Source organism: Candidatus Microbacterium phytovorans, from assembly GCA_029202445.1.
Classification (GTDB): Bacteria; Actinomycetota; Actinomycetes; order Actinomycetales; family Microbacteriaceae; genus Microbacterium; species Microbacterium phytovorans.
In genome coordinates this window covers 1,148,783-1,161,160 of sequence record CP119321.1, presented here as the reverse complement: position 1 = coordinate 1,161,160, position 12,378 = coordinate 1,148,783, and the positions used below count along the sequence as shown (strand labels likewise).

Below are 12,378 nucleotides of genomic sequence, written 5' to 3'. Positions count from 1 at the left end.
ACGACGACGACGGGGACACGGTGGCCGTCATGCGACCACCGGCGCACGTCTACGTCGAGTCCGCTCGAGAAGAGTGCCCGTGCGAATGTCGCGCCCTCCTCGTGGCTGAGCTTCTCCGGGAGTTCGAGTGCGACTCTCGGCGGGCGGGGGGAACCGTCGACGAGTGCCGGGCGGATCCGCTCCAGGAAGCGCTCAGCCGCGTCGCGGTCTGCGCCGAGGTTCCCGGCGAGCGGAATGGCCATCGCGTCGGGGATGCCGTCGACGAGCGCGTCGAGCAGACGTTCCTGCCAGGGGGCGATGTCGTCGACACGAACGACGGCGTCGGCGCCGAACTGCACCGAGGTGGGAGATCGCCACAGGGGCACGTGAGAGGGAGCGAGCCGAAGCATCCATCGATTGTCGACGCACCCGTGCGTGCGTCGCGAGAACTGTCCACAGACGCGCGTCGGCGTGACGCGGGGCTCAGACGGGCCGCGGACCTTCCGGGCCGTCGTCGGCGGAGTCGCGCCGGTCTGAGCGGTCTTCCCCCTGCTCGGGCGCGGCCTCCGCGTCGGCGGCCTCCGCGAGCAGCGCGTCGAGGGCGTCGTCCATCGCGTCGCGGACAGGAGCGTCGCCGCGGGCGTGCGCACGCAGCCTCTCCACGAGAGCGGCAGGATCGTCGATGTCCTCGGCAGAAGGCATCAAGTCGGGGTAGTCCCACAGAGCGTCGCGCTCCGCTGTGCCCACAGCGTCGGTCACCGCGCGCCACATGGCGGCCGCCTCGCGCAAACGCCTCGGACGCAGCTCGAGTCCGACCAGCGAACCCATGGCGCGCTCCGCGGGCCCGCCCACCGCACGTCGGCGACGTACCGCCTCGGCGATACGGTCGGCGGCGGGCAGCCGGATCGTGGCATCCGCCGTCACGACGTCGACCCATCCTTCGATCGTCGCCAGGAGGTTCTCCAGCCGTGCGAGCGCCGCCGTCTGGGCCTCGGAACGCGCAGGGAGGAGCGCGCCGGACTCGAGGGCCTGGCGGAGTTCTTCCGGCGCCGAGGGATCGAAGCGCGACGCGAGTTCCTCGAGAGCGTCGGTGTCGACGTGCAGGCCGCGGGCGAACTCGGTCACCTGCGAGATGACGTGAAGGCGCAGCCAGCGGGCGTGCCGGAAGAGGCGAGCGTGGGCGAGTTCGCGGGTGGCCAGGTACAACGCCAGCTGCTCGTCGTCGATCTCGAGGTCGCGCCCGAAGTCCGCGAAGTTCTGCGGCAGGATGGCGGCTTGCCCGTCGGGCATCACCGGGATGCCGACATCGCCTCCCGACACCACCTCCTGCGACAGCGCGCCGATCACCGCTCCCAGCTGCGCGGCGAAGAGCGAGCCGCCGACCGTCCGCATGAGGCGGCCGGCGCCGGCCGCGACGTCCCGCATCTCCTCCGGGAGCTGCGTGCCGATGGCCTCGGTCATCGCGTCCGCGATCGAGGTCGCTACCGGCTCGGCGAGCTCCTGCCACACGGGGAGCGTCGCCTCGACCCACTGTCCGCGCGTGAGCGCTCGAGCGGGCGTCGGGAGATCGGAGATGGCCGTCGCCTCACTGAGCCACAGGGTTGCGAGGCCGAACGCCTGATCGAAGTCCTGACGGTCGCCGGTCGTGATCCCCAGCCCGTCCTTGTTGGCCAAGTGCAGTGCCTGCGTGCGCGCCGACGACCAGTCGATGCCGCCGTCGCCGCCGGCGGCGAATGCGCCCTGGAGCTGGCGCATCATCTGCTGGGCCATCGCCGGGTCGATCCCCAACCCGCGCAGCTGCTCGAGCTGCTCGGGGTCGAACCCGCCGTGCCCGCCGAGCAGATTGCGGAGGATCTCCGCGAAGTCGTCGGGGTCGGGTCGCTCGTCGTCGGTCATGTCAGGCGCCTTTCAGCAGGATGATGACATCGCGTTCTACGCTAGTCGCACGTGTTCGCGGCCCGTCCGGCTCGGACCCGTCTCGTGTACGCCGGCGGCGAACGTCCGGCCAGGAAGGTCAGACGTGGCACTGTTCGATGAACGCGACGACATCGTGCGCGCCCCTCGCCGGCGGATGCCGCGCACCACGATCGCGGGCATCTGGGCGGTCACCGTCGCCCTCGTCGCGCTTCTCGCTCTCACCGTCCTGCCCACGTCGTTCGTCGTCCAGCAGCCCGGTCCCGTCTTCAACACGCTCGGGACGGCGGAGGGACCCGACGGCACCCAGGTGCCGCTGATCTCGGTGGCCGGCGCCGACACCTTCGAGACGAGCGGTTCGCTCGACCTCCTCACGGTGCAGGTCGTCGGCAATCGCGATCGCACACCGTCGTGGTTCGAGCTCGCGCTCGCGTGGTTCGATCCTTCGCGTGCGGTCCTTCCCCTCGACGACATCTTCCCGGCCGATCAGACCACCGAGGAGCGCAACGAGCAGAGTGCGGCGATGATGGTCGACTCGCAGAAGGAGGCGACGGCCGCGGCGCTCACCGAGCTCGGCTACGACGTGAAGCCGATGGTTCGCGTCTACTCGCTCACCGATGACTCCGCGGCGACCGGCATCCTCGAGCCCGACGACATCATCCGTGCCGTCGACGGCACCGCCGTCACCGATACCGGCGCGCTCCGCGACCTCATCAATGCGGCCGACGGCGCGCCCGTCCGGCTGACCATCGAGCGCGGCGACAAGACGGAGGACGTCGAGATCCAGCCCCGGCGCACCGACATCGACGGCGAGCAGCTCTGGCTCATCGGGGTGACGACGCTGCACGACTACGTGTTCCCCATCGACGTGACCATCCAGCTCGACAACGTCGGCGGCCCGAGCGCCGGGATGATGTTCGCGCTCGGGATCATCGACACCCTCAGCGAGGGGGAGCTCAACGGGGGCCTGGACGTCGCGGGAACCGGAACGATCGATTCGGCGGGGACGGTCGGGCCGATCGGCGGCATCCGCCAGAAGCTCTACGGCGCTTCGGGAGCGGGCGCGGACTACTTCCTCGCTCCCGAGAGCAACTGCAACGAGGTCGTCGGCCATGTACCCGCCGGGCTCCGCGTCTTCTCGGTCGCCACTCTCGACGATGCGCTCGACGTGCTCTCGACGCTGCGAGACGGGGGAGACCTCGACACCCTCCCGACCTGCCGCTGACTCCCGCCCTCACCGTCGCCTGTCGCGGCTCGGTGCCGGGAGAAGTCGAGGAATCCCCACGGCATCCACCCAGAATGCACGCGCCTAGGATGGAGGGGTGACCACGACCTCAGCGCCGAACCAGGCCACGCCCAGTCCGCTCCGCCGCGCCGTCGGCATCACCCTCGCGGTGATCGCCGCCCTCGTGGTGGCGTTCTTCACCTTCGCGAGCCTCTTCGCCGACTGGCTGTGGTACGAGCAGCTCGGGTTCGACAGCGTCCTCGTGACGCAGTGGACCGCGCGCGTGACCATGTTCGTCATCGGCTTCGCCGCCATGGCGATCCCCGTCTTCGTGGCCATCCAGCTCGCCTACCGACTACGGCCGGTGTACGCCCGGCTCACCTCGCAACTCGACCACTACCAGGAGGTGGTCGAGCCGCTGCGCCGTCTCGCGATGTGGGGAATCCCGGTCTTCTTCGGGTTCTTCTCCGGCTTCGCCGCGTCGGCCCAGTGGGAGACGGTGTGGCTGTGGCTGAACCGCGTTTCCACGGGGAAGGCCGACCCGCAGTTCGGTCTGGACACCGGCTTCTATCTCTTCGAGCTCCCGTTCTACAGCTCCGTTCTCGGCTTCGCGTCAGCCGTTCTGCTCGTGTGCCTCGCTGTCACCGCCGTCGTCGCCTACCTCTACGGTGCCGTTCGCGTCGGCCAGCGCGAGCTTCGGATCTCGAAGTCGGCGCGTATCCAGCTCGCCGTGCTGGCGGGTCTCTACCTCGCGGTGCAGGCGGTCAGCATCTGGCTCGACCGCTACAAGACGCTCCTCGCCCAGAACGATCGCATCACCGGCGCCGGCTACACCGATGTGAACGCGATCATCCCCGGGCTTGCGATCCTCTCGATCGTCGCGGCGATCGTCGCCGCGCTGTTCTTCGTCACGGCGATCATCGGTCGCTGGCGTTTCCCGCTCATCGCGACCGGTCTTCTCATCGTGTCGTCGCTCGTCGTGGGCGTCGCGTACCCGTGGTTCGTCAACCAGTTCCAGGTGATCCCCAACCAGGAGCGCCTCGAGAGCACCTACTACCAGCGCAACATCGACGCGACGAAGGCCGCGTACGGCATCGACGGCCTCGAGAAGGAGGACTACACCGCGCGCACCACGGTGGAGTCCGGCCAGTTGCGCGAGGATGCCGAGACCACCTCGTCCATCCGCATCATGGACCCGGCGATCATCCCGCCGACGGTGCGTCAGCTGGAGCAGTACCGGTCGTACTACCAGTTCCCCGAGGCGCTCGACGTCGACCGGTACGAGATCGACGGCAAGTCGCAGGACACGGTCACGGCCGTGCGTGAGCTCAACCTCTCCCAGCTCGGTCAGGCGGCATCGTGGTACAACACGACGCTCGTCTACACCCACGGCTACGGCATGGTCGCGGCAAAGGGTAACGACCGCACGCCCGACGGCGACCCCGTCTTCCTCGAGCGTGGAATCCCGGCTTCGGGCGTGCTGACGTCGCAGGAGAAGTACGAGCCGCGGATCTACTTCGGCGAGTCGTCGCCCACCTACTCGATCGTCGGCGCGCCCGAGGGTACGGACGACATCGAGCTGGACTACCCGCGCGGCACCGACGAGGGCGCGGCGCAGACGAAGACGACCTTCTCGGGCGACGGTGGGCCGGAGATCGGTGGCATCTTCAACCGGCTCATCTACTCCCTGAAGTTCCAGTCGACCGACATCCTCTTCTCGGATGCCGTCAACGAGAAGTCGCAGATCCTCTACGACCGCGATCCGCTGACGCGTGTGCAGAAGGCGGCACCGTACCTCGAGCTCGACAACGACCCGTACCCGTCGATCGTCGACGGCCGGATCGTCTGGATCGTCGACGGGTACACGCTGAGTGCGAACTACCCGTACTCGTCGATCGTGAGCCTCCGTCAGGCCATCAGCGACACGACGACAACCGCCGCGCGCGTCGCGCTCGACGACATCAACTACATCCGCAACTCCGTGAAGGCGACCGTCGACGCGTACGACGGCTCCGTCACGCTGTACGCGTGGGACGAGACCGACCCGCTGCTCAAGGCGTGGCAGAACGTGTATCCGAACACGCTCAAGCCCATCTCGGAGATGTCCGGCGATCTGATGAGCCACGTGCGCTACCCGAGCGACCTCTTCAAGGTGCAGCGCGCCATGCTCGGCACCTACCACGTCGACGACGCAGCCTCGTTCTACGCGCGCGACAACGCGTGGAAGACGCCGAACGACCCGGTGTCCAACCGCGATGTGCTCCAGCCTCCGTACTACCTGACGATGCAGATGCCGGGGCAGGACGCTCCGTCGTACTCGATGTTCTCGTCGTTCATCCCTGCCTCCGAGGGCGAGGGGTCGAGGAACGTGCTGATGGGCTATTTGGCCGTCGATGCGAACGCCGGGTCGGAGAAGGGCGTGAAGGGCGAGGGGTACGGCAAGCTGCGGATGCTGGAGATCAGTGCCGACGTGAGCGTGCCGGGCCCGGGTCAGGTGCAGAACACCTTCAACTCGAACCAGGAGATCTCCTCGCAGGTGAACCTGCTGAAGCAGGGGCAGTCCGAGGTACTCAACGGCAACCTGCTGACGCTGCCGGTCGGCGGCGGTCTGCTCTACGTGCAGCCCGTCTTCGTGCAGGCCTCCAGCGGAACCCAGCTGCCGGCGCTCCGGAAGATCCTCGTCGCCTTCGGTGACAAGGTTGCCTTCGAAGACACGCTGCAGGAGGCGCTCGACGAGATCTTCGGCGGAGATTCCGGTGCCAGCACCGGCGACGGAGACGTGACGCCGACGCCGACACCGACTCCGTCGCCGAGCGAGACGCCGGGTACCGATCCCGGCACCGGCGGCCAGAACGGCGATTCGCTCGAGCAGGCGCTGGCGGCCGCCCGCACGGCGATGGAGGAGCGGGACGCGGCACTGAAGGCGGGAGACCTCACGGCCTTCGCCGAGGCCGACAAGAAGCTCACGGATGCCGTCGAGCGGCTGCTCGCGCTGAGCGGCGACTGACGACACGAGACGATCCGACGGGCGGGTTCCTCCATGGGGGACCCGCCCGTCGGCGTATGCGCAGCGCCGTCGAAGCGTGAGGCCGGCGCGGTGTCAGGGCCACTGCGGCATCAGGCGACGAACCACCACCAGATGAGCAGGAGCGTCACGCCGAAGCCGGTCAGCTGATTGATCCATAGGAAGCGGCGCCACCCCGTGGTCGCTGCGGCGCAGTCCGCGTCGGCGAGATGACGATACGGCCACACGGCAACGAGGTAGGGGATCACCAGCAGGGCCGCGAACGGGCCGGGCCAGGCCGCGCCGAGGACGACGAGTCCGGCGGCGGCGTAGCAGCCCAGCGCGAGCCGGACGGTCGGTCGGGCCCCCAGGACTGTGGCGACGGAGGCGATGCCCGCCTCCCGGTCGGCGACGATGTCCTGCACCGCACCGAACGCGTGGGAGGCCACGCCCCATAGCGCGAACGCGGCGATGACCGCGACGAGCGGCCAGGTCCAGGTCGCACCGGCGAGCACGAGAGCGTAGACGGCGGGGGAGAAGAAGTGGATGCTGCTCGTGATCGAGTCGGCTACGGGTCGCTCCTTGAGCCGGAGCGGGGGAGCGGAATAGAACACGACGAAGAAGAGGCTGAGTGCGAGGACGAGCCACGACGCCGGTGAGCCGACGATGGCGAGGTAGACGAAGAAGGGCAAGGATGCGATCGCAGAGGCCCACAACGTGACACGATGGAAGCGTCGGTCGAGGACCGACCCCTGTGCGCCCCCCTTACGGGGATTGCGGAGATCGGATTCGTAGTCGAACACATCGTTGATGCCGTACATCGCGAGGTTGTAGGGCACCAGGAAGAAGATCGTGCCGACGATGAGCGTGGCGTCGATCTGTCGCGTGGAAAGCAGGTACGCCGCCGCGAACGGGTACGCGGTGTTGATCCAGCTGACGGGTCTCGACGCGAGAAGGAGCTGCCGCAGGGTTCCGGTCATGAGACGCGCCGCCGTTCGAGGAGAGTGCGCACCGCGGGCACGAGGAACGCGGCGCAGAGCGGGTAGGAGAAGTCTTCGATGGGTGCGAGGCCGATGCGCACCCCGCTGATGAGATGCTCCGGGTAGGTGAAGAGGCCCGCCGCGATCATGACATTGTCGAAGACGGCGGTGAGTATCAGCAGCACGGCCGCGGCGATGCCGGACCCCGCCATGCGAGCGGGGAAGTGCGGCATCCGCAGGGTGGCGAGGGTCACGGCGATCGTCACCGCGACGAACGGCAGCACGATCACGCCGTACATCACGCCTTCTCGTCCGCGACCCGCATCCGCTCCTGACGCCGGCTCACGGCCCCGTGTACGAGGAGGGCCAGGTAGCAGAGGAAGGCCAGGAAGACCGGTTCCTCCACCGGAAGGTGGGGGGCGAGGTCCCAACCCAGCAGGAGAGGGCTGTCGCCCTTGACGAACACCCCCGCGGCGATGCCGACGGCATCCCACGCGAGGAAGAAGGCCGTTCCGAGGGCGATCGCCGCCGCAGCGCGACCGGCGCCCGCCGACCACAGTACGAGCCGGAAGCGCGCGTCGAGCAGCGCGAGTCCGGTGGCGGACACGAGCAGGCACGCCAGGTACAGTCCGGGCACGTCAGTCCTCCGCCCGCGCCGGCACGGGAAGTCGCCCGGCTCCGCGGTCGCCGCGGAGGCGCTTGACCACGAGTTCCGCCGAGATGAGGCACATGGGAAGCCCGATGCCGGGCAGCACCGTCGAGCCGGCGTAGTAGAGGTCGGCGACCTTCGACGACGCGTTGCGGGGGCGGAAGATCGCGCTCTGAGTGAGCGTGTGCGACAGCCCGAGCGCCCCGCCGCGCCACGCATGCAGATCCTGCTCGAAGTCGGCGGGCATGATCGTGCGACGCACGCGGACGCGGGCGGCGAGATCAGGGATGCCGGCCCACTGTGCGATCTGATCGATGACCCGATCGGCCATCTCTTCCACGCGCGCGTCGCCGCCGCGATCGACGCCGCCGTGACCGAGTGCGGGGTCGGCGGGAATCGGAACCAGGACGAACAGGTTCTCCGATCCCGCGGGCGCCACGGTGTCATCGGTCGCCGACGGACGGCACACGTACAGGGATGCCGGTTCGGGAATACGCGTCTGCGCACCGTAGATGTCGCCGAAGTTCTTCTCCCAGTCGCGGGCGAACAACAGCGTGTGGTGCTCCAGCTCCGGGAGGTCTCCGTCTACCCCGAGAAGGAGCAGCAGGGCGCCGGGGCCGGGCTTGCGGCGTCGCCACCACCGTTCGGGGTAGGCGCGGTGCGCGGCGGGCAGGAGGGCCGTCTCGGTGTGGTGGAGGTCGGCGCCGGAGACGACGATGTCGGAGAGGTGGACGTGCCCGTCGGCAAGCCTGACCCCCGTCGCCGATCGGTTCTCGACGAGGATCTCGTCGACTGCGGCGTTCGTACGGATGTCGACACCGCGGGCGCGGGCCAACCGCTCTATCGCCGCGATCACCTCCGTGAAGCCACCGCGGGGGTACTGCACGCCGTCATCGAGATCGAGGTGCGACATCAGGTGGTAGAGACTCGGCGCGTCGAACGGCGAGGCGCCCAGGAAGACCGCCGGGTAGCCCAGGATCTGGCGCAGCACGGGGTCGGAGAAGAACCGGGCGACGTGCGACGCGAGGGGCCGCAACAGCAGCGGTGCGAGGCGCCCCAACTGCGACAGCACCCGACGGTCGCGCAGGCCCTCGGTCGAGGCGTAGGTGTCGTACAGGAACTGCGACACCGCCAGGTCGTACGCGTCCGCCGCGGAGTCGAGATACGCATCCAGGCGCGGACCCGAGCCGGGTTCGCGCGACTCGAACAGTTCCCGCACGGCGTCCCGGCCCGTGACGACGTCGACGCGGTCACCGGGGCCCTCGCCGTCGGGCTGCGCGTACACGCGGTATGCGGGGGTCAGGGGCACGAGATCGAGCTCGGCCTCAGAGCTCGTGCCCAGCAGGGCGAAGAAGTGATCGAACACCTCGGGCATGAGGTACCAGCTCGGGCCGGTATCGAAGCGGAATCCATCGCGCGTCCAGCTGCCCGCGCGCCCGCCGACGTCGTCGCGGGCCTCGAAGAGCGTGACCGACCAGCCGTCCTCCGCGAGAAGGGCTGCGGTCGCGAGCCCCGCGATGCCACCGCCGATGATCGTCGCTGTGCGGCTCATGAGGGAGACCTCCGGGGTGCGCGGCCCGCGATCGCCCGAGCGGCGATCCGTGCCTTGACGGTGCGGGGAACGCTGACGCGCACGTTCTCGTCCGAGTCGCGCAGACGTATGGCGAGCTCTCTGAACAGGCCGTGGGCTGTCGTGACGGCGCGTCGGCAATCCCGTGGCAGCTCGGGGATCACGGCGGCCGCGGCGTCGAGGTCGCGATCGATGCGCTTGAGCACGGTGGCTCGGTCGGTCGTCCCGCCGATCCCGAGATAGTCCCGGCCCAGGCGCTCGGAGTCGTCTGCCTGGTCGCGCAGGAAGTTGATGTCCTGGAAGGCGGCTCCCAGCCGTCTGGCACCCTCGACCAGGCGCGCGTCGGGGGCGCGCGGTACCGGGGAACCTGCGTTGACGAACACCTGCAGGCACATGAGGCCGACCACCTCGGCGGAACCGTAGACGTAGGACTCGTGGGATGCCGCGTCGTGCGCGGCGAGGTCGAGATCGGTGCGCATCGACGAGAAGAACGGACGGATGAGGTCTTCGCCGATGCCGCAGGAGCGAGCCGTCGTGGCGAATGCATGAACGATGAGGTCGACACTGAATCCGCGGTCTATGGCCGCGAGGGTCTCGGTCTCCAAGGCGTCCAGGAGTACACGTTGCTGATCGCGGTCGAGACCGGCGGCCTCAGCGGCGCCATCGACGATCTCGTCGGCCACACGGACCAGCGCGTAGATCTCGCGCACCTGGGGGCGTACGCGCGGTCCGAGGAGACGCGTCGCGAGCGCGAAGGACGTCGAGTAGTTCGCGATGACGGCCGCTGCGGCATCGCGCGCGCACCGGTCGTACAGCTCACCGCCCGTCACGGAATGCGCCGCTCGATGGCATCCGCGATCCCCGCGAGGAGCATGACGGCAGGGGGCGGCAGCTCGGGGGATGCCGCGTGGGCCCGGGCGCGGCGGAGGTTGGCTCGCACGAGCTCCTCGACACCCGCACGTGCACCGCTCGCCTCGATCTCGCGCTGCGCACGGCGCACGGCGATCGGTCCCGTATGGGCCTCGGCCAGAGCGTCGCTCACGCGGGACCACGACTCGCTCTGCCGTGCCAGCGCGATCAGCGGCGTTCGCTTGGCCTCGCGCAGATCGGCGCCGGGGTCTCGCCCGGCTTGGCTGCGGGAGCCGAAAGTGCCGATCAGGTCGTCGACGAGTTGGAACGCGAGCCCGAGGGCCGCCGCCGCGTCGGCGAGGGCGGGGTGCGAGGCGGCGCCGGCGAGGATGGCGCCGGCGCGCAACGGGGCGCGGAAGGAGTACACGGCCGTCTTGTCGTGTGCCGCGGTCAGCAGCGCTTCGGCGTCGGGTAGATCGGCGCGTGCCGCGTGCTCGGCGTCGGCCAGTTCGCCGACCGCCGACACGAGGAGCGCTTCGTCGAGCACCGCGAACAACTCGTCCCGCTCGACGTCGGTGAGAGCCGCTGTCGCGACCAGGCGCGTGGCCTCGAAGAGGAGAAGATCCCCCGCGAGGACGGCCGCAGCATCCGCGACGACGGCCGTGCCGTGCGCATCTGCCCCGAAGCTCTGGGCCCGCGCGCGGAATCGCCCCGAGACATTCGGGATGCCACGGCGCTCGTCGTCGCGGTCGATCAGGTCGTCGTGGACGAGGAGCGCCGTGTGCAGGATCTCGAACGCGGCTGCGACGTCCCACAGTGCGGGGACGGCATCCGTGTCCCCGCCATACGCCGTGAACGCGGCGACGACCAGTGCCGGGCGCAGCCGTTTGCCGTCGGCCGCGGCGGCGTGAACGGCGGCGGTGAGGGCTTGCGCCGATTCGCCGTGGGGTCGGGCGCGCGCGGCCAATCGCGTCAGGGCGCGATCGATGGCACCGTCGACGCTCTCGCGGTGCTCGGGAGCGAGCTCGATCACGAGGCTCTCCGCTCCTGCCCGTTGGAGAGCACGTCGAGCTGCTCGGCCTGGAGCACGAGCCAGGGGCTGAAGGCCCACGGGGTCACGCGCAATCCCGTGGCCAATCCCACCGGGTCGACCCAGCGAGCCTCGGCCACCTCGCGCGGATTGAGGTCGGGCTCGTCGTCCGTCACCGCGATGTAAACGGGGCAGACTTCGTGCTCCACGATGCCGCTCGCGTCGACGGCGCGGTAGCGGAACAGGGGGAGGGCGAGTCGCACGTCGCGCAGCGTGATGCCCAGCTCGTGCTCGGCGCGCCGGTGGACGGCATCGATGACGGGCTCGGCGGGACGCGGGTGTCCGCAGAAGGAGTTGCTCCACACCCCCGGCCAGGTGCCCTTGTCGAGCGCGCGCCGAGTGACGAGGGTTTCGCCTCGGGAGTTGTAGACGTGGCAGGAGAATGCGAGGTGCAGCGCAGTGTCGGTTCCGTGCACACTGGCCTTCGGAGCCGTGCCGATCTCCCGTCCGTCGTCATCGAGTAGGACGACGAGCTCTGTCGGCGACATGCGATTACCTCCATTGCTAGTTTATCTAGCGATTTTCAGCGATACTACCTACTCTGACAGGAGGTGTCCACACGGTGCAGGAGAGATGGGTACCCACGACTCCCCGCGACGGGCTCGTGCTCGAGGCGATGCGTGCCGTGCGTGCATTCTCCGACGCGATGGACCGTATGCACGGAACTCTACGCGGCGACATGGACATGAACGCGAGCGACCTCGCCGCCCTGCGCATGCTCATCGTGCGGGAGCAGCGCGGGCACTGGGTGTCGCCCCACGACATCGCGTCGCATCTGGCCATCTCCACCGCCTCCACGACGAAGCTGCTCGACCGGCTGACCCGGAGCGGTCACCTCGAACGGCGACCGCACCCCCACGACCGACGCGCCCGGATCGTCGTGCTGTCCGAGGCGGCGCGCACCGAGTTCTATCGACACCTCGGCGCGCGCATGACGAAGATGCGCGTGGCGGTGGAGTCCTACAGCGACGACGAACTGCGCGCGATCGTCCGATTCCTCGGCGACATGGAGGAGGCGCTGACACAGGAGCCAGACGCGAACCCGTCCGCCACCGCGTGACGAATCTGCTGGTCGGCACGCAAAAAGAAGAAGGCGTCCCCATCGGGACGCCTTCTTC

Annotated in this window: 11 protein-coding genes; 3 read left to right on the top strand and 8 right to left on the bottom strand. The window is 69.2% G+C overall.

Annotation, left to right across the window (positions count from 1 at the left end):
* Positions 1-462: 462 nt before the first annotated feature.
* Complete coding sequence (locus P0Y48_05590; GenBank protein WEK14675.1) at positions 463-1,875, bottom strand: zinc-dependent metalloprotease; 1,413 nt, start codon at positions 1,873-1,875, stop codon at positions 463-465.
* Between the two features lie 124 nt (positions 1,876-1,999).
* On the opposite strand from P0Y48_05590, the gene P0Y48_05585 reads away from it, so the two are divergent.
* On the top strand, positions 2,000-3,118 hold the full coding sequence (locus tag P0Y48_05585) for a PDZ domain-containing protein (GenBank protein WEK14674.1): 1,119 nt from the start codon (positions 2,000-2,002) through the stop codon (positions 3,116-3,118).
* A gap of 97 nt (positions 3,119-3,215) precedes the next feature.
* Positions 3,216-6,125, top strand: a complete 2,910-nt coding sequence (locus tag P0Y48_05580) for a UPF0182 family protein (GenBank protein ID WEK14673.1) — start codon at positions 3,216-3,218, stop codon at positions 6,123-6,125.
* A gap of 110 nt (positions 6,126-6,235) precedes the next feature.
* Here P0Y48_05580 and P0Y48_05575 read toward each other — a convergent pair whose 3' ends face one another.
* The 7 genes from P0Y48_05575 to idi are packed head-to-tail and all read right to left on the bottom strand — an operon-like array spanning position 6,236 to position 11,748.
* On the bottom strand, positions 6,236-7,102 hold the full coding sequence (locus P0Y48_05575; GenBank protein WEK14672.1) for a prenyltransferase: 867 nt from the start codon (positions 7,100-7,102) through the stop codon (positions 6,236-6,238).
* The gene (locus P0Y48_05570; protein ID WEK14671.1) at positions 7,099-7,404 is read right to left on the bottom strand and encodes a lycopene cyclase domain-containing protein; all 306 of its coding nucleotides are present in this window, start codon (positions 7,402-7,404) and stop codon (positions 7,099-7,101) included. The genes P0Y48_05575 and P0Y48_05570 overlap by 4 nt, the downstream gene beginning before the upstream one ends.
* The gene (locus P0Y48_05565) at positions 7,401-7,739 is read right to left on the bottom strand and encodes a lycopene cyclase domain-containing protein (GenBank protein WEK14670.1); all 339 of its coding nucleotides are present in this window, start codon (positions 7,737-7,739) and stop codon (positions 7,401-7,403) included. Before P0Y48_05565 ends, P0Y48_05570 begins: the two co-directional genes overlap by 4 nt.
* A 1-nt stretch (position 7,740) precedes the next feature.
* Positions 7,741-9,303 (bottom strand): phytoene desaturase family protein, encoded by a 1,563-nt coding sequence (gene crtI, locus P0Y48_05560; GenBank protein WEK14669.1) that lies wholly within the window; start codon positions 9,301-9,303, stop codon positions 7,741-7,743.
* On the bottom strand, positions 9,300-10,151 hold the full coding sequence (locus P0Y48_05555) for a squalene/phytoene synthase family protein (GenBank protein WEK14668.1): 852 nt from the start codon (positions 10,149-10,151) through the stop codon (positions 9,300-9,302). The genes crtI and P0Y48_05555 overlap by 4 nt, the downstream gene beginning before the upstream one ends.
* Entirely contained in the window at positions 10,148-11,203 is a 1,056-nt protein-coding gene (locus tag P0Y48_05550; GenBank protein ID WEK14667.1) for a polyprenyl synthetase family protein, read from the bottom strand. The genes P0Y48_05555 and P0Y48_05550 overlap by 4 nt, the downstream gene beginning before the upstream one ends.
* Positions 11,200-11,748: an isopentenyl-diphosphate Delta-isomerase gene (idi, locus tag P0Y48_05545; protein ID WEK14666.1), complete on the bottom strand. Its 549-nt coding sequence runs from the start codon at positions 11,746-11,748 to the stop codon at positions 11,200-11,202. The genes P0Y48_05550 and idi overlap by 4 nt, the downstream gene beginning before the upstream one ends.
* Before the next feature lie 191 nt (positions 11,749-11,939).
* On the opposite strand from idi, the gene P0Y48_05540 reads away from it, so the two are divergent.
* Positions 11,940-12,320, top strand: coding sequence for a MarR family transcriptional regulator (locus P0Y48_05540; GenBank protein WEK14665.1), 381 nt, complete (start codon positions 11,940-11,942; stop codon positions 12,318-12,320).
* Positions 12,321-12,378: the final 58 nt, after the last annotated feature.